Genomic DNA, 19,118 nt, shown 5'->3' with positions numbered 1-19,118 from the left:
CTCTCGACAGATACAGAGAGGTACTTCAATACGTGGCCAAGGGACTGATGGGCGTTCCTGTGCAGGGCTGTGAGAACGTTGAGTGATTGTAAGTCTTTGCCTGGATTGGTCAGCGCAGGTTTTGTTGCGTGAAACGCTGCGCTGCCAAACGCCAGGCGTACGAGGGGGTCCTATCCCTGCGCGGCCAACCCGCCGATATACCCATGAGAATAGGGGGTCTTCGGTTTTACGATAAGCTTCTCCAACCATGTTGGGTCCAGCGGGTCAATGGATTTGCCTCCCTCCAAAATCTTCAGGTTTTCACGACTCCAGCGCTTCATGACTTCGCTCAATTTCTGTGTGTACTGGCTGGCTGGGCAGACGATATCTGCCCATGCATCGACAATCCAGGCATCCGCCCAAGCAGGTTCCGAGAAGTCTACTGTGCCTTGGGGGAGCGTGGAGGGACCTCCGACGACGGTGAACGCATGCGCATCTGAAGCTTTCCATTCGTAAGCGCTGCCACCGCTTTTTTCAATGATGTCCTTGGACAGCAAGGCCATTTCTCCACAGTTGCCAGCGCCGGCTTTCAAGATCAGGCTCGGGCGATTCAAGGCATGTTCCGGCACGGTTCTGCGTAACCATTCATTGGTCATGTTTGCCGCCTCTGCGCGTGCCTTGTCCGCTGTTGAGCGGATGATATTGCCGGGCCCCAGCCCGGTTGCCTTCATGGCGCGATCCACGCTGTTTTTTGCCTGGACTGCATAGAACTCGTTTTTTCGTCCTTGTGTCCAACCGGCGAAATCGCGGGGTGGGTTGACCCTGGCAACTTGGTTCGGCCGCAACGCTATATCCGGTTTGCCTATCGCCCTGGTCCGCTGCAACTGATAGATCACTTCGCGCTGTTGTTCGTGAGTAAGGCCTTTACACGATGCTTTTAGTTGATCGATGTCTTCTTTCAGGAAACCGGAACGCTCCAGCTCTTTAAAGGCTGAATCCAGTTTGGGCAACGCAATGAAGTTGGCATCAAAGGGCGCCTCATTGACAGCTTGACGAATACCGAACGCGCTTCGGTAACCTTCTACCAGCGGAAAATCCTGGGGCGTGCATTTATTGAACGTCAGCTCGCCGGTGGAGGCGTCATTCAGCTTGGTGTAATAAAACTCTGCGGTATCAGCCTCTATCACCAGGTATTTGGTTTTACTTGCGCCCCTCTCCACAATCACGCCTCGAAGTTCACGCTTGTCATTGCAGTCATCGCTGATTTTGTTGAGCTTGACCACCCGGGTTTCCTTCGCAAACGAATCACTGGCGTGTGCGCCGGAAAAACCAAAATTGGGATCGTGTTTCAGGCTGCCGCTGATCTGCGATTTGTAGACGATGGGTTTGTTCTGAGGCATCGGGACCAGTTGGGGGCCCATATCGCCATCGACCACCTTGTATCGACGTCGCTCGAAAATGACAACTTGGTCCCTTCTCAAAAAACCTGGCGTCGAGGGGAACAGGCGCTGGTGTTCAAGGGCTTGAAGATCCCGGCGCGATGTTTCGGCGACGATCTCTATTTCCTTGGAAAAGCACGTATCACTGGCCCCGCGCCTGACCCGGCCCAGTGCAACCGGAGGGGCTGGACAGGTCGCTTCAAAACCCTCCAGGGGCTTAAAGTGATCGGCTGACTCCAGATCGCTCAGCACGCCAGGGGTGCGGGTGTCGTAACGGTAAACCTTGCCCTCATTGACCAGATCAAAGCCATGGCTACGGGGCAGGGTATAGGCGTCGGCCGCCAGTGGTTTTTCCGTGACCAGTGCTTGAGTACCGTCCGAAAAGGTCTCTTGTCTCACGACTGAAGACGTATCAGAGACGAACCCTTCCAGGGCTGGCCCGTAAGCTGTCATGGTCTTGGCGTCGTAGGCGTACCATTCTCCATCTTGCCGCACCGCGGTGAGCCTGATCTGCTGCGCACTGCCGGATTGAATAAGCGCACCGTCGGCCCTGTCGGTCGCCATGTTCCATTCACCGTCCGTCTGTTCCACCAGAGGGCTGCCCTGCATACGGCTGACTGCGCCGGACGACTTCGCAGTATTGGCGGCAGTCACGTCTGTAACCGCCATTGAGGCGACGGCTCTTTCGGCTGCAGATTCAACGGCAGTTTCTCCAAACTTGACGGCTGCACGTTCGAAGGCCCCCGCGGCGACTGACCAAACCTTTCCTAATGCACCAGGGACGACAATGCTCAGCGCATCAAATAAGAGGTCCCGGCCGGCCTCGGCGTAGTTGCCTTCGTAAAGGTCTTCGACGCTGCTGACGCCAGGGATCATGCGCGCCAGGGAATTGAGCCGTTCAAGAAACGTGGGGCCTTCTGTTTCCAGAGGGTTATGACCATGATTGATCGCCTTGTACTCGTCTTTGCGCAGGAAGTGTGAATCGACGCAGATGGTGGCGATTTTCTCGAGTTGCTCATTGAAGAACGCGGGCGCCGCGTTTGAGCGGGTGTCGCCGAATGTGGCCCGACCGTCATTTACCAGCTCCCCATTCACCAGCGTGCTCGGTGTGACGCGGTCGACGATGACCTTGGAGATCATTCCGTCTCGTGGCGCCGCCGCCGAATCGAAGGCGGCGAAGTCCAATGGCAATTCATGGGGGCCTTCATCGGCGCCGTCATAAATTTTGCCGAAATGCTTGTTCGTACCGCCTATGGGCATGGGGTTCGGCAGTTTCGACATTGTTTTTACCGTGCCCGCATCGGGGAAGACGGCTACATCGGTGATGTTCCCGTTGTGTCCGGTCGCACGAATCAGTAGGCCATGGCTGCCTTTTTTACCGGTTTTGGCGCTGAGGTTTTGCCATATGCTGGTGTCTGATTCGCGAACGCTGTAGTACTCAATCCTGCCGTTGGCCAGATGGTTGCGGACTTCGGCCGGGAGCCTGGACAGCAGGTCCTTGATAATCACGATCGAGTGCGCGCGCCGAGGGACGAAATCGCTTTCGATCGCTGCGTCGTACTGTGTATTGACGTCGGGCAATTGGTTCGCCTGATCATGCATTGCCTGGATAGGGATACGCGCATCCCTGGCTTCCCAGGCAGGAGTGGTCGAGCCACTTGTCAAACTATCGATCAGGTTTGTTGGCTTGTACGTATCCCCCAATTGTCCGGCTTCATAGGCTTCGACCACGCTCGCCAGGGTGCCGTATAACTGATCGCTCTCTCTCCAGAGGCTGCGTTGTTCATAGGGGATTCCCTTACCAAATTTTTGCTCGAGGTTCTCAAGTGCCAGGGCTCGTCGTGTGGGCTCAGGGTTATCCTTGATATAGCGTTTGGCCTGCGCCACAGCAGTGGTTTGTTCACCCAGTGCCTTGATACACGCTTGCAGCAGCTCTGGCGTGTACTCGTCATTTGAATTCCTGCCGATGATGTCATTGATGATCCCCCAATCAATCAGAGGGTTCATTTGCGCTCTGAGCAATTGCAGCTGTTCATGGGAGGAGAGAGGCTTGACCTTGTGGTAATCCATCACTTGCTTGAAATTCATGTGCCGCGTGGCGCCGGGCGCTATTTGTTCGATCCGGTTTACAGCCGTATGAAACATCGCCCATTGGGGTGTGCCCTGAACAAGGGACGGGGGCAGATCGTTAACCAGAAACTGCGGTGCGGCACCTGACATCAGCAAATGCGCCGCAATCATTGCCTTCTGAGACGGCACGTCGCCGGTGCCGGGCTGATCAAGGTGGAGTGCAAAGCCTTGGCGTATTTCATGCGCAGGCCTGCCCCAGTTTTGCGCCTGCATGAAGTCATAACCCGCCACACGATTGCGCTGCGTGCCGGCCGCGGGATCAAGCTCCAGTACCCACGCGGTCAGTAGCCACTGCTTGAGACTGGTTGAAGTGACTGCACCCTTCATCTCGGTTTGCAGATTCGTGGCCAGTTCCAGGGCGCTGTCGCTGGACAGCAGTTGTTCCAGCGCGCGTGCAGGGCTGCTGCTGAGCTGAGGGGTTTGCGCACTCAGGTAGCTGAAGAGGTTGGGATGGGGGACGATGGATTGTTTCACGAACCTACTCACGGCTTCGCGTTGGGCCGTGCTCAGCGGGAGGTCCGTGGCCAGAAAACCCCAGTTGTTGCCCAATGTCGGAGCTTGCGGCGTAGGTGTCTGCAGTGCCAGTAACAGGTTATCGACCTGCGCTGCCGACGTGGCTCCAAACCAGCTCTGATCCGCGAGGAATTTCTGCACGGTCGTCTCGCCTTTAGGCCGATGGGACGAAGCCGGGTCGACAATGAAGCGCGTGGTGTCGTCGTTAGAAAGGTTGCCCTGCTTGAGCTGATTGATCAGTGCATACCGATCGTTGCTGTCACCCAATGCGGTTTTTTGCTGGTTCAGCCAATTCACCATTTGTTCCGGGTGGTCGGGACTCCTTGGGAACATCTTCATACTGTCCAGCTGCGTCATGCTGGTGTCGAATGCCTGGCTGCCGGGCTGCGTAGTGATGCCATAAAAGCGGCCTACCCAGTCCAGCGGCACGGTGTTGCTGCTGGCTTGAGACAGTGTGATCGGCCTTCCAGGCGTCGCAAATACCCTGGCGGCGCTGAGCACCGGCGCCAGCACGTCGAAATGCTCGGGGTGGTTTTTCGCAAAGTCGGCGGCGCCAAAGCGCCGGTCAACGCCGTCGATTTTGCCGATCAGCGCCTCGCCATCGGGGTCAAAGCGCAGAGAGGTCAAATCAACCTTGTGTTTCTCGGCCCACTCGGTGAAACCACGCGCCTTGATGGCTTTGTCCAGGTAGCTGCGCCATTGGCCGAGCAGGCTGTCAGCCGGGATCGGTCCGATCATCCTCGTCGAGGCTTGGGCGGGATTGTTTTTCAGCCCGTGCATTGCGCGATACGTGGCGGTGGCCAGTGCGCTTTCGGCGCTGGCCAGGGCGTCTTGCGGGGACGGTGCGCTCTCCACCGTCGCGCTGAGACCCGACTCCACAGCGGCCGCCAGGGTTTCAAGTTCAGAGCCGGTAGTGGGCGTGTCGGCAAGCTGTTGGGTGATGGCGTATTGGCGCTCACGTACAGCCGTATACCAGGTGCTGTCCGCGTGGGGGTCTGTGAATGCCTTGAAACCGTTGTTACCGGTCATCTCGATACTTCGATCGAGAAGCGAGACCAGGGCGGGTAGGCCGTTTTGTTGACGAGGTATCTCTTCCTTGTAAAACCACATGACCTCATACAGTGATGCAGAGGGTGGGGAGGGGTATCGAACGGGGCGTTCCGCTCCGGCCGCCATCTGCCGGATTGCATCGGCTATTTCTGCCCAGACGCCACCCCAGCCCGAAAGATCGTTCGGGACAAAGAGGGTGTCCCTGCCATTCACCTTGCCTGTCAGCTCACCGGTGACGGGGTGGATACGCACGCTGCCGGCCTCAACGTTTTTTTCTTGTGCAAAGGTGGTAAAGGCACTGCCGGTCAGCGCATCCAGGAGGTTTTTGCGCACCTGGTAGAAGGTCGAATACTCCGGAACCTCTTTGAGCACCGGCGGGAAATCGTCGCCTTCGATTCGCAATTGAGGTGTGAGTTTCAGCATGGCCTGGCTGCACTGTTGTGCCAGGGCCCGATCGGCTTCCTGGACCTTTTGCTCCACGCTTGAGGGTGTGAACTGCTCGAGGCGCAGTTTCAATTGATCCGGCGGTAAATCCATGATTCGTTGGCTGGCTTCTCGCTGTCGCTGTTTGACCGGCGCGTAAAACGTGGCGTAGTTCGGATCGGTAGTGTTGAACGCGTGGAAGTTGCCCTCGCTCAGCAGTTGTCCGATGGCAAGCAAGGTGTGGTCGCTTTCGATTTGACCCAGTTGCAAGCCGTAGAAAGTGGCGACGTTGAAGGCCGACGCTTGATTGCGCCCATGGAAATCAACGGCCAGCGAGGTGTTCCCGGCGATCCTTTTGACTGCGGCCAATACCGCCCCTGACGCGGCTGCCCAGCGGGCGTCGTTACCCAGGGAGAAGTCGGCAGGCGGCTCCTTGCCTGTTTCGATCAGGCGGCCTTCGGGAGTCATGGTCAGTTGGGAGAGATCGAGCTTCCTGGCCTCGGCAAACGATTTGAACGGTTCCGAGTGCAGCGCTTCAGCCAGTTCCGCCCAGGCGTGGCCGAAGGTGGAGTCGGCCGGGATGGTCACCTTGTCCTCGGCATCGCCGGAGTGACCTTTCTCGACGGCAAGCCGTTGGCGCATCAAGCTATTGGCGACGCCTATGGCCAATTGTCGGTCACCGTTTTCAACCAAGGCTTCGGCGAACTGGCGAACGGGTGCAATGCGTGGGGCGGAAGTTGATGAAGTATCACGGCGCTTTCGGCTCAGGCGCGGCGGGGCAGGGTAAGTGTTTGGTGCACTGGGCGAGGCGCCATCCAGTATCTCCTGAATAAGCTGGGCATAGGTTTTTTGCGGATTTATTGCGCTGGGCTGGTTGAGTCGCTGTCCCACCTCATTGTGCAGCGCTACGTCCGCCAGCGGTTCACGTGTGTTCTTGATCAACTGGCTGATTTGTTCGTCCAGGCTGGGCTGTTCTTTGGTGACCGCAAACCTGAGCAACTGCTCGATGCGCGTGCGGTCTGGCAAGGGTATATCACTCGCTTGGGCGCTCGCCCGCATGGGTTGAGCATCGTTCAAGCGTTTAAGAAACAGCTCGATGACTTGGGGTGTCACTGACCCGGCAGGTTTTGTGGGCAGATTCAGTTCCTTTGGAATGAAGAAACCTGGCGTGTGCGACGGCCGAACATTGATCATGGAACTACCCTATGCCTGCGTAGATTGAGTTCCCCTCTTGCTGGTTAAACGAGAGAGGCACTTCGCTAAGTGGCCTGGGGCTTGTTCCACGTTCCTGTTTGGGGTGGGAATTGCCGACACGCTTTGTAAGCACCTGTTTAGGTGCTGGGTCAGGCCAGGTTTTGTTCCGTCAGACGCTGAACTGCCAAACGGCGGTAGTGAGAGGGGGTCATCCCCTTGAGCTGCTGAAAGCGCCGGTTGAAGTTGGAAATATTGTTGAAACCCGACTCGAAACACACATCCGTCACGGCCTTGTCGCCATCGGCCAGAAGCTCGCAGGACTTGCTGATGCGCAGCCGATTTACAAACTCGATAAACGTGCGCCCGGTCGCCTGCTTGAACACCCGGGAAAAGTACGTCGGCTTCATCCCCAGGTGTTCCGCCACTTCCTCCAGGGGCAACTCGCGCGCGTAGTGGGCGAAAATGTAGTCCACCGCGCGGTTGGTGCGGTCGATACTATGTTCATCCGCCAGTTGCGGCGTGGTCACGCCGGACAGCAACTGGTAGTCCTCACAGCTACTCAACACTTCCAGCAGGATAAAGAAGTGCCCCAGGCGCGCCATGCCCCGGGCGTCTTCGATACGCTGCATCAGGGTCATGGCCTGGGCGATGGTTTTCTTGCAGCGAAACTCAATGCCGGACTGCGCGCGTTCCAGCATGGGCGTCAAGGTCTTGAGCTCGGCAAAAATATGGCTGCCCTGCTCGAACAGCTCATCGGTGAAGTTCACCAGCATGTCGCGCTTGGGCACCACTTCGTCTTCCTCCACCTGGCTGATCCAGTTGTGGGGCAGGTTGGGCCCCGTGAGGAACAGGCTCTCCGGATAGAAGTTGCCGATATAGTCGCCAATAAACACCTTGCCGGAACTGGCGACGATCAGGTGAAGCTCGTATTCCTTGTGGAAATGCCAGCGCACCAGCGGGCAGGGGAAACCATGCTGGCGATAGATGATGGACAGGCCGTTGTGATCGTCCATCAGCTCGTAGGAAGGGTCGGTGATTCGCGTTGCTCGGGTCATGCTGCCGTCGCTTTATTGTGGTTGCTGCTTGGGATAATGCCCCCTCGCGCACGACCTCGCCAGCGCCGCGGTTTACAGGCTACGGTTTTTCGCCTCGATCCACTGGGACATGTACTGCGTACTTTTATGCGCATGGTGGCGCAGCATGCTGCCGGTGAAGTTGCTGCGGCGATGGGCGGCGAGGTGGCTGCGGCAGTGTTCCAGGCACTCCACCAGTGCAGGCCCGTGGACAGTGCGGTCATAACGGCCGGCAATCAGTTGGCGCCCATCCTGCTGGGCCTGGGTCCAGCGTTCGCGATCCTGATAAAGCGCCACGGCCGCCGCCGCCAGGGCTTCGGCGCATTGCTCGATGGCGCCGGGCCATGGCCGCTCATCGCCCATGGCCTCCGCGCCGATGGGGGTAGTGATGTTGGGCGTGCCGCACAGCATCGCATCGGCCAGCTTGCCCTTGATACCCGCGCCAAAGCGCAGGGGCGCGAGGCAGATGCGCGCGGCGCTCATCACTTGCAGGGCATCTTCGGCCCAGTTCATCACATGAAAGCCCTGCGCCGGGTTGTGCAGGGCGGTGGCCTTGGGCGGGGTGTAGGCGCCGTAGATATGCAGCTGGGCGCCCGGCAATTGCTGGCGAATTATTGGCCAGACGCTGTTCTTCATCCACAGTACGGCGTCCCAGTTCGGCGCATGGCGGAAGTTACCGATGCTGAGGAAGTGCGCACGCTCTTCGAACGGTACGAAGGCCTCGGTTGGCGGCGTCATCATCAGCGGGCACCAGTGGAGCAGGGCGGCGGGTAGCTTGAATTGTTCGGTGAGCAGGCGGATTTCCACGTCGGAGATCATCAGGCTGATGTCGCAGCGATAAATCGCGGCGATTTCGCGCTTGGCGAGGTCGGTGTCGGCCATCAGTTGGAACGCCTGCTCCAGGGCCGGGGCGAACAGCGCGCTGAAGTCGTCGCTGCCCGGGTGGGCCTTGAGGTGCGCCTTGAGGCGCCGCTGACGGGCGTCGCGCAGGCTTTGCAGGTCGGAGGTTTCCAGCACGCGCAGGGCGTCGGGGCAACACTTCTCCACGCGCCAGCCAAACTGTTCTTCCATCATGAACCGGTCGAACAGCACGATATCCGGAGCCAACTCGCGGACAAAGTCGTCAAAGCTGCTGCTATTGAGCTCGATCGCGCATTCGGCGATGCCCAGCGCCAGCAGGTCGGCCTTGTGCTCGCCCAGTGCTGCCGGGCTGCTGAAGGTAATATCCCAACCTTGTGTAAGAAAAGTTTCAAGGATCTGCATCATATGCCCGCCCGCGGCCGAGGAACGGGGCTCCGGCCAGACATAACCAATGACCAGGACTTTGGTGGCGGGCTGATTCATTAGCAACGGTTTCCTTGGAGGGCAGGCGCAAAGCGCGCAATTAAACCACAACCGCGTGGCATGACAATTTGTGTCTGGCGGTAGGTAGCCACGGTACTTTGTGGTTAACTTCCGCCTCTCGAATTCGTTTAACCAAAACCCAGCATAAGGATTCTGTTCATGGCTCAAGTCACTCTTCGCGGTAACCCTGTCCAGGTTGAAGGCGAATTGCCGAAAGTCGGCTCTGAAGCAGCAGACTTCACCCTGACCGCCGGCGATCTGTCGGATGCAACCCTGGCTACCTTTGCCGGCAAGCGCAAAGTGCTGAATATCTTCCCAAGCGTCGACACCCCGACCTGCGCCACGTCGGTACGCAAGTTCAACGCCCAGGCCAACGAGCTGAACAACGCCGTCGTACTGTGCATCTCCACCGACCTGCCATTCGCCCAGGCGCGTTTCTGCGGCGCCGAAGGCCTGGAAAACGTGAAGAACCTGTCGGACTTCCGTGACCCTGGTTTTGCCGTCGATTACGGCGTAGCGATTACCGATGGCCCGCTCAAGGGCCTGACCGCCCGTGCGGTCGTGGTGCTGGACGAAAATAACACCGTGCTGCACAGCGAACTGGTTTCGGAAATCGGCCAGGAGCCGAACTACGAAGCGGCCCTGGCTGTTTTGAAGTAACTGTTGCGGCGCGTTACTGTCGTTTTGCAGTAACACCCGTAAGACATGATTGCGGCCTGGCCTAGTCCAGGCCGTTTTTATTTGTGGCTCAGACGTTTAGCGAAATAGCCCACAGACTAAGCCGCAGAAGTTAAAAGTTGTAAGCCCAAGGTAAATAGCCGGTAAAGGCGCTTTTCTTAACGCGCTCCAGTGCTTATCTTTCAGCCTCCCGAAGAAGAAGCTCTCGCGCCCAATGGTTGATCACTCCATGCAATCCTCCCCCCGCAACTCCCGCCGCTGGCTGTTCGGCCTGCTCGTGCTGCTGGTTATCGCCGGCCTGTGCTGGAAATTCTGGCCAGGCGGCGCCGCCCACAAAGACGCACCGGCCGGGCATACCGGTAAAACCGGCATGGCGCGCCCGGGGTTCGGCGGGTCCACCGGCCCGGTGCCGGTGCGTGTAGCGCCAGCGGTGCTGGGGGAGTTCCCGGTGTACTACAAGGCCTTGGGCACGGTCACCGCGCTCAATACCATCAATGTGCGCAGCAGGGTGGGTGGCGAGCTGGTCAAGATCGCCTTTGAAGAAGGGCAGATGGTCAAGGCCGGCGACCTGCTGGCCGAGATCGACCCGCGCAGCTACCAGAATGCCTTGCTCCAGGCCCAGGGCACGCTGATGCAGAACCAGGCCCAGTTGAAAAACGCCCAGGTCGACGTGCAGCGTTATCGCGACCTGTACACCCAGGACAGTATCGCCAAGCAGACCCTGGACACCGCCGAAGCGCTGGTCCTGCAATACCAGGGCACGGTCAAGACCAACCAGGGCGCGGTGGACGACGCCAAGCTCAACCTCGAGTTCACCAAGATCCGCGCGCCTATCAGCGGTCGCGTCGGCTTGCGCCAGGTCGATGTGGGCAACCTGGTGGCGGCCAACGACACCACCTTCCTCGCGGTGATCACCCAGACCCAACCGATCAGCGTGGCCTTCACCCTGCCGGAAAACACCCTGGAAACCGTGCTCGCCCGTTATCACGCCGGCAACAAGTTGCCGGTGGAAGCCTGGGACCGTGGCGACGTCAAGCGGCAGGCCACTGGTGTGCTGCAAAGCCTGGACAACCAGATCGACGTCACCACCGGCACCCTGAAATTCAAGGCGCGTTTCGATAACAAGGACCAGGCGCTGTTCCCCAACCAGTTCGTCAACGTGCATTTGCTCGCCGATACCTTGCACAACGTGGTGCTGGCGCCGTCCGCCGCGATTCAGTTCGGCAACACCGGCACCTTTGTCTACAAGCTCGATGGCGACAAGAAGGTCAAGGTCCAGCCGCTGGTGGTGGGTGACACCGATGGCGACAACACTGTGATCAAGGAAGGCCTGGTCGCCGGCGACCGTGTGGTGCTGGAAGGCACCGACCGCCTCAAGGACGGCAGCGAGATCGAAGTGGTCAACGACAGCAGCGAAGTGCCGACGACGCCCACCGAACACCTGCAAGGCAAGCCGGCGGCTAAAGGGGAGACCGGCACCACCGCCGGCAAGGCGCAAAAGGTCGGTTCATGAACCTGTCGCGACTGTTTATCCTTCGTCCGGTCGCCACCACGCTGAGCATGCTGGCGATTGTTTTGGCCGGCATTATTTCCTACCGCTTGTTGCCGGTCTCGGCGCTGCCTCAGGTGGATTACCCGACCATCCGGGTGATGACCCTGTACCCCGGTGCCAGCCCCGATGTGATGACCAGCGCGGTCACCGCGCCCCTTGAGCGCCAGTTCGGGCAGATGCCCGGCCTGACCCAGATGGCGTCCACCAGTTCCGGCGGCGCCTCGGTGCTGACCCTGCGTTTCAACCTCGACATCAATATGGATGTCGCCGAGCAACAGGTGCAGGCTGCGATCAACGCCGCCACCAACCTGCTGCCCAAGGATTTGCCGGCACCGCCGGTGTACAACAAGGTCAACCCGGCGGATACCCCGGTGCTGACCCTGGCCATTACCTCCAAGACCATGCTGCTGCCCAAGCTCAATGACCTGGTCGACACACGCATGGCGCAGAAGATCGCGCAGATCAGCGGCGTCGGCATGGTCAGCATCGCCGGTGGCCAGCGCCAGGCCGTGCGCATCAAGGTCAACCCCGAAGCCCTGGCGGCCAACGGCTTGAACCTCTCCGATGTGCGCACCCTGATCGCCGCGTCCAACGTCAACCAGCCCAAAGGCAACTTCGACGGCCCCACGCGGGTGTCGATGCTCGATGCCAACGACCAGTTGGTGTCGCCCCAGCAATACGCCGAGCTGATCCTGGCCTACAACAATGGCGCGCCTCTGCGCCTCAAGGATGTGGCGCAGATCGTCGACGGCGCCGAAAACGAACGCCTTGCCGCCTGGGCCAATGAAAACCAGGCCGTACTCCTCAATATCCAGCGCCAACCGGGCGCCAACGTGATCGAGGTGGTCGACCGCATCAAGGCGCTGCTGCCGAGCATCACCGACAACCTGCCGGCCGGCCTCGACGTGACGGTGCTTACCGATCGCACCCAGACCATCCGCGCCTCGGTCACCGATGTGCAGCACGAATTGCTGATCGCCATTGCCCTGGTGGTGATGGTGACGTTCCTGTTCCTGCGGCGGGTCAGCGCCACGATCATCCCGTCGATTGCCGTGCCGCTGTCGCTGGTGGGCACCTTCGGGGTGATGTACCTGGCCGGGTTCTCCATCAATAACCTGACGCTGATGGCCCTGACCATTGCCACCGGTTTCGTGGTGGACGATGCCATCGTGATGCTGGAGAACATTTCCCGCTATATCGAGGAAGGCGAGACGCCGCTGGCCGCCGCGCTCAAGGGCGCCAGGCAGATCGGCTTCACCCTGATCTCCCTGACCCTGTCACTGATCGCCGTATTGATCCCGCTGCTGTTCATGGCTGATGTGGTGGGACGGCTGTTCCGCGAATTTGCCATCACCCTGGCGGTGGCGATCCTTATTTCCCTGGTGGTGTCCCTCACGCTCACGCCGATGATGTGCGCGCGTTTGCTCAAGCGCGAGCCCAAGGAAGAAGAGCAGAGCCGTTTCTACAAGGCCAGCGGCGCCTGGATCGACTGGCTGATCGAAGCCTACGGGCGCAAGTTGCAATGGGTGCTCAGGCACCAGCCGCTGACCCTGCTGGTGGCCATCGCGACCCTGGGCCTGACCGTGGTGCTGTACCTGGTGGTGCCCAAGGGCTTTTTCCCGGTGCAGGACACCGGGGTGATCCAGGGTATTTCCGAAGCGCCGCAGTCGATTTCATTCGCCGCCATGAGCCAGCGCCAGCAGGAACTGGCGCAGATCATCCTCACCGACCCGGCGGTGGAAAGCCTGTCGTCCTATATCGGCGTGGATGGCGATAACGCCACCCTCAACAGCGGCCGCTTGCTGATCAACCTCAAGCCCCACGGCCAGCGCGACTTGAGCGCGGCCCAGGTGATCACGCGCCTGCAACCGCAAATCGACAAGCTGGTGGGAATCCGCCTGTTCATGCAGCCGGTGCAGGACCTGACCATCGAAGACCGTGTCAGCCGCACCCAGTACCAGTTCAGCATGTCCTCGCCGGACGCCGACCTGCTGGCCCTGTGGAGCGGCAAGCTGGTGCACGCACTGAGCCAGATGCCGGAGCTCACAGACGTCGCCAGCGACCTGCAGGACAAGGGGCTGCAGGTGTACCTGGTGATCGACCGCGATGCGGCCTCGCGCCTGGGCGTCAGTGTGTCGACCATCACCGATGCTCTGTATGACGCGTTCGGCCAGCGGCAGATTTCCACCATCTACACCCAGGCCAGCCAGTACCGCGTGGTCTTGCAGGCCCAGTCTGGGGAAACCCTGGGCCCGGCGGCGCTGAACCAGATCCATGTGAAGACCACCGACGGCGGCCAGGTGCGCCTGTCCAGCCTCGCCCATGTGGAACAGCGCCAGGCGCAGTTGGCGATTGCGCACATCGGCCAGTTCCCGGCGGTGATGATGTCGTTCAACCTAGCCCCCGGCGTTGCCCTGGGCAAAGGCGTGGAGCTGATCAACCAGGCGCAGAAGGACATCGGCATGCCGGTGGGGGTGCAGACCCAGTTCCAGGGCGCTGCCCAGGCATTCGAAGCGTCGCTGTCGAGCACCTTGCTGCTGATCCTGGCAGCGGTGGTCACCATGTACATCGTGCTGGGCGTGCTCTACGAGAGCTATATCCACCCGATCACCATTCTCTCGACCTTGCCGTCGGCGGCAGTGGGGGCCTTGCTGGCCTTGCTGCTCAGCGGCAATGACCTGGGCATGATCGCGATCATCGGCATCATTTTGCTGATCGGTATCGTCAAGAAGAACGCGATCATGATGATCGACTTCGCCCTCGACGCCGAACGCAACCAGGGCCTGGACCCGCAGACCGCGATCTACCAGGCGGCGCTGCTGCGCTTCCGGCCGATCCTGATGACTACCCTGGCCGCCCTGTTCGGTGCAGTGCCGTTGATGCTCGCTACCGGCTCCGGTGCCGAACTGCGCCAGCCCCTGGGCCTGGTGATGGTCGGCGGCCTGCTGGTGAGCCAGGTGTTGACGCTGTTCACCACGCCGGTGATCTACCTGTATTTCGATCGCCTCGGCCGCCGCTGGCGCAAAGAGCCGCAAAGCCTGGAGCCGGTTGAGTCATGAACCTGTCCGGACCTTTCATTCGCCGGCCGGTAGCGACCCTGCTGCTGAGCCTGGCGATCATGTTGCTGGGCGGGGTCAGCTTCAACCTGCTGCCGGTGTCGCCGCTGCCACAGATCGATTTCCCGGTGATCGTGGTCTCGGCCAGCCTGCCCGGCGCCAGCCCCGAGGTGATGGCCTCCACGGTGGCCACGCCGCTGGAGCGTTCCTTCGGCGCGATTGCCGGCATCACCACCATGAGCAGTTCGTCGAGCCAGGGCTCCACCCGGGTGATCCTGGCGTTCGACTCCGATCGTGATATCAACGGCGCCGCGCGGGAAGTGCAGGCGGCGATCAACGCTTCGCGCAACCTGCTGCCCAGCGGCATGCGCAGCATGCCCACCTACAAGAAGATCAACCCGTCCCAGGCGCCGATCATGGTGCTGTCGCTGACCTCGGACGTGTTGCAGAAGGGCCAGCTGTACGACCTGGCCTCGACCATCCTCTCCCAAAGCCTGTCCCAGGTGCCGGGGGTGGGCGAAGTGCAGATCGGCGGCAGCTCCCTGCCGGCGGTGCGTATCGAGCTGGAACCCAAGGCCCTCGACCAGTACGGCGTGGCCCTGGACGACGTGCGCAACACCATCGCCAATGCCAACCAGCGTCGGCCCAAGGGCTCCCTGGAAGACGGCGAGCGCAACTGGCAGATCCAGGCCAACGACCAGCTGGAAAAGGCCAAGGATTACGAGCCGCTGCTGATTCGCTACCAGGACGGCGCCGCCCTGCGCCTCAAGGATGTGGCGAAGATCAGCGACGGCGTGGAGGACCGCTACAACAGTGGCTTCTTCAACAATGATTCGGCGGTGCTGCTGGTGATCAACCGCCAGTCCGGCGCCAACATCATCGAGACCGTCAGGCAGATCAAGGCGCAACTGCCGGCGTTGCAGGCGGTGCTGCCGTCCAGCGTCAAGCTCAGCCTGGCCATGGACCGCTCGCCGGTGATCACCGCGACCCTGCATGAAGCCGAGATGACCCTGCTGATTGCGGTGGGGCTGGTGATCCTGGTGGTGTACCTGTTCCTCGGCAACTTCCGCGCCTCGCTGATTCCAACCCTGGCGGTGCCGGTGTCGCTGGTGGGCACGTTCGCGATCATGTACCTGTACGGGTTCTCACTGAACAACTTCTCGCTGATGGCGCTGATCCTGGCCACCGGCCTGGTGGTGGACGATGCCATTGTGGTGCTGGAGAACATTTCCCGGCATATCGACGCGGGCGTGCCACCGATGAAGGCCGCCTACCTGGGTGCCGAGGAAGTCGGGTTTACCTTGCTGTCGATGAACGTATCGCTGGTGGCGGTGTTCCTCTCGATCCTGTTCATGGGCGGGATCGTCACCAACTTGTTCCGCGAGTTTTCCATCACCTTGTCGGCGGCGATCATCGTTTCGCTGATCGTGTCGCTGACGTTGACGCCGATGCTCTGCGCCCGTTGGCTCAAGCCCCACGTGAAAGGGCAGATGACCGGCCTGCAGCGCTGGAGCCAGAAGATCAACGACCGCATGGTGGCCGGCTACGCCACCAGCCTGGACTGGGTGCTGCGCCATCGCCGCCTGACCTTGCTCAGCCTGCTGCTGACCATTGGCGTGAACGTGGCGCTGTACGTGGTGGTCCCGAAGACCTTTATGCCGCAACAGGACACCGGCCAATTGATCGGCTTTGTGCGCGGGGACGACGGCCTGTCGTTCAGCGTCATGCAGCCGAAGATGGAAATCTTCCGCAAGGCGGTGCTCAACGACCCAGCGGTGCTCAGCGTGGCCGGCTTTATCGGCGGCAACAACGGTACCAATAACGCGGTGATGCTGGTCCGCCTCAAGCCCATCAGCGAACGCAAGGTGTCCGCCCAGGCGGTGATCGAGCGCCTGCGCAAGGATGTACCGCTGGTGCCGGGCGGGCGCCTATTCCTGATGGCCGACCAGGACCTGCAATTCGGCGGCAGCCGTGACCAGACCAGCGCGCAGTATTCCTACATCCTGCAAAGCGGCGACCTGGCCGCGCTGCGCCTGTGGTACCCGAAAGTGGTTGCGGCGCTGCGTGAGCTGCCGGAACTGACCGCCATCGACGCCCGCGAAGGCCGGGGCGCGGCCCAGGTCACGCTGATTGTCGACCGTGACCAGGCCAAGCGCCTGGGCATCGACATGGACATGGTCACCGCGGTGCTCAACAACGCCTACAGCCAGCGGCAGATTTCCACCATCTACGACAGCCTCAACCAGTACCAGGTGGTGATGGAGGTCAACCCCAAATACGCCCAGGACCCGATCACCCTCAACCAGATGCAGGTGATCACCTCCAGCGGCGCGCGGGTGCCGTTGTCGACCATTGCCCATTACGAGAACAGCCTGGCGGACGACCGCGTCAGCCACGAAGGCCAGTTCGCCTCGGAAAACATCGCCTTCGACATGGCCCCCGGGGTCACGGTGGAGCAGGGCACGGCGGCCATCGAGCGGGCGATTGCCAAGGTCGGCCTGCCGGAAGATGTGATCGCCAAGATGGCCGGCACTGCCGATGCCTTTGCGGCCACGCAGAAGGGCCAGCCGTTCATGATCCTCGGCGCGCTGGTGGCGGTGTACCTGGTGCTGGGCATTCTGTATGAGAGCTACATTCATCCGCTGACGATCCTCTCGACCCTGCCGTCGGCCGGCGTCGGCGCGATGCTTGCCATCTACCTGACGGGAGGGGAGTTCAGCCTGATTTCCCTGCTCGGCCTGTTCCTGTTGATCGGGGTGGTGAAGAAGAACGCGATCCTGATGATCGACCTGGCGTTGCAGCTGGAACGCAACGATGGGCTAGGCCCGCTGGAATCGATTCGCAGCGCCTGCCTGTTGCGTCTGCGGCCGATCCTGATGACCACCCTGGCGGCCATCCTCGGCGCCTTGCCGTTGCTGCTGGGCACCGGCGATGGCGCGGAAATGCGCCATCCCCTGGGCCTGACCATCATTGGCGGCCTGATTTTCAGCCAGGTCCTGACCCTCTACACCACCCCGGTGGTTTACCTCTATCTCGACCGCGCGCGCCACCGTTTCAATGCCTGGCGCGGCGTGCGTACCGATGCTGCCCTGGACACTGCGCTATGACCGATTCAACCAACGCCAATGCACTGCGGGCTTCCGACACGGCACTCATCCCTGTAGGAGCGAGCTTGCTCGCGAAAAAACGGCAGGCACCGCGTTCATTCAGGCTCGGCGCGTTATCGTTAACGACCTTCGCGAGCAAGCTCGCTCCTACAGTAGGGTTGGCGTTGTTGCTCAGCGCCTGTGCCGTCGGCCCGGATTACAAACGCCCGGAAGTCACTGAACCCGCGCAGTTCAAGGAAGCCCAGGGCTGGCGCCAGGCCGCGCCGAGTGATTCCCTGGCCCGTGGCGCCTGGTGGGAGCTGTATGGCGACCGCCAACTCAACGACCTGGTGCTGCGCCTGAATAATTCCAACCAGACCGTGGCCCAGGCCGAAGCGCGTTTTCGCCAGGCCCAGGCCCTGGTGCGCAGTTCACGCGGGGCGTTTTACCCCAGCGTCGACCTGAGCGCGGGCAAAACCCGCGCCAGCCAGGGCACCGGCAGCAGCAGCGCCAGCCTCAGCAGTTCCAGCAGCGGGATCCGTGACACCCTCAATGCGCAGCTCGGCGTGAGCTGGGAAGCCGATATCTGGGGCAAGTTGCGCCGTGGCCTGGAGGCCAACGAGGCCAGTGCCGAAGCCAGCTCGGCGGATCTGGCCGCGATGCGCCTGAGCCAACAGTCGGAACTGGTGCAAAGCTACCTGCAACTGCGGGTCATGGACGAGCAGACCCGCCTGCTGCAAGCCACGCTGGACACCTACCAGCGCTCCCTGCAAATGACCGAAAACCAATACCGCGCCGGGGTTTCCGGCAAGGACGCGGTGGCCCAGGCGCAAACCCAGCTCAAGACCACCCAGGCCAGCCTGATCGACCTGATCTGGCAACGTGCCCAACTGGAAAACGCCATCGCCGTGTTGATCGGCGAGGCACCGGCCAGCTTTAGCCTGGCGGTGAGCAAGGACATCCCGGCCCTGCCGCAGATTCCGGTCAGCCTGCCGTCGCAATTGCTTGAACGGCGCCCGGACATCGCCTCGGCCGAACGCTCGGTGATCGCCGCCAACGCCAATATCGGCGTGGCCAAGGCCGCCTATTACCCGGACCTGACGCTGAGCCTAGCCGGCGGCTATTCCAGCAGCACCTATGCCGACTGGATCAGCCTGCCGAACCGCTTCTGGTCGGTAGGGCCGAAACTGGCCATGACCCTGTTCGACGGCGGCCAACGCTCGGCGGAAGTCGACCGCACCGTGGCGTCCTACGACGAAACCGTGGCCAAGTACCGCCAGACCGTGCTCGACGGCTTCCGTGAAGTGGAAAACTACATGGTCCAGCTTAAGGTGCTGGAAGACGAGGCGGTGGTCAGCAACGAAGCCCTCGAGGCCGCCCGAGAATCGCTGCGCTTGACCCAGAACCAGTACAAGGCCGGGCTGATTGCCTATCTGGATGTGGTGACGGTCCAGGCCACGGCGCTGAGTAACGAGCGCACCGTGTTGACCCTGTTGCAGAGCCGCCTGGTGGCCAGCGTGCAACTGATCGCCGCGCTGGGTGGTGGTTGGGATGGGCAGACGCCGATTGCCGAGAAGGATTGATCGATCGTTCTCACGTGT

At 60.9% G+C, this 19,118-nt stretch carries 8 protein-coding genes; 5 read left to right on the top strand and 3 right to left on the bottom strand.

Annotation, left to right across the window (positions count from 1 at the left end; all coding sequences use genetic code 11):
* Positions 1-170: 170 nt before the first annotated feature.
* The 3 genes from BFP99_RS26875 to BFP99_RS26865 all read right to left on the bottom strand — a co-directional run bounded on the left by BFP99_RS26875 (position 171) and on the right by BFP99_RS26865 (position 9,145).
* On the bottom strand, positions 171-6,728 hold the full coding sequence (locus tag BFP99_RS26875; RefSeq protein ID WP_141690830.1) for a hypothetical protein: 6,558 nt from the start codon (positions 6,726-6,728) through the stop codon (positions 171-173).
* 149 nt (positions 6,729-6,877) lie between these two features.
* Positions 6,878-7,783, bottom strand: a complete 906-nt coding sequence (locus BFP99_RS26870) for an AraC family transcriptional regulator (RefSeq protein ID WP_027606399.1) — start codon at positions 7,781-7,783, stop codon at positions 6,878-6,880.
* 72 nt (positions 7,784-7,855) lie between these two features.
* Positions 7,856-9,145: a glycosyltransferase gene (locus BFP99_RS26865; protein WP_065948638.1), complete on the bottom strand. Its 1,290-nt coding sequence runs from the start codon at positions 9,143-9,145 to the stop codon at positions 7,856-7,858.
* Between the two features lie 159 nt (positions 9,146-9,304).
* On the opposite strand from BFP99_RS26865, the gene tpx reads away from it, so the two are divergent.
* The 5 genes from tpx (at position 9,305) to BFP99_RS26840 (ending at position 19,100) form a co-directional block, all read left to right on the top strand.
* On the top strand, positions 9,305-9,805 hold the full coding sequence (gene tpx, locus BFP99_RS26860; RefSeq protein ID WP_065927848.1) for a thiol peroxidase: 501 nt from the start codon (positions 9,305-9,307) through the stop codon (positions 9,803-9,805).
* A gap of 232 nt (positions 9,806-10,037) precedes the next feature.
* Complete coding sequence (locus tag BFP99_RS26855) at positions 10,038-11,336, top strand: MdtA/MuxA family multidrug efflux RND transporter periplasmic adaptor subunit (protein ID WP_065927847.1); 1,299 nt, start codon at positions 10,038-10,040, stop codon at positions 11,334-11,336.
* Complete coding sequence (locus tag BFP99_RS26850) at positions 11,333-14,434, top strand: MdtB/MuxB family multidrug efflux RND transporter permease subunit (protein ID WP_065927846.1); 3,102 nt, start codon at positions 11,333-11,335, stop codon at positions 14,432-14,434. The genes BFP99_RS26855 and BFP99_RS26850 overlap by 4 nt, the downstream gene beginning before the upstream one ends.
* Entirely contained in the window at positions 14,431-17,538 is a 3,108-nt protein-coding gene (locus BFP99_RS26845) for an efflux RND transporter permease subunit (RefSeq protein ID WP_065927845.1), read from the top strand. Before BFP99_RS26850 ends, BFP99_RS26845 begins: the two co-directional genes overlap by 4 nt.
* Positions 17,535-19,100, top strand: a complete 1,566-nt coding sequence (locus BFP99_RS26840) for an efflux transporter outer membrane subunit (RefSeq protein ID WP_074846476.1) — start codon at positions 17,535-17,537, stop codon at positions 19,098-19,100. Before BFP99_RS26845 ends, BFP99_RS26840 begins: the two co-directional genes overlap by 4 nt.
* Positions 19,101-19,118: the final 18 nt, after the last annotated feature.

This window comes from Pseudomonas sp. 1 R 17 (assembly GCF_900067035.1).
Taxonomy (GTDB): Bacteria; Pseudomonadota; Gammaproteobacteria; order Pseudomonadales; family Pseudomonadaceae; genus Aquipseudomonas; species Aquipseudomonas marginalis.
Note: the sequence above shows the minus strand (reverse complement) of the source record. Positions and strands in the feature narration are given on the sequence as shown.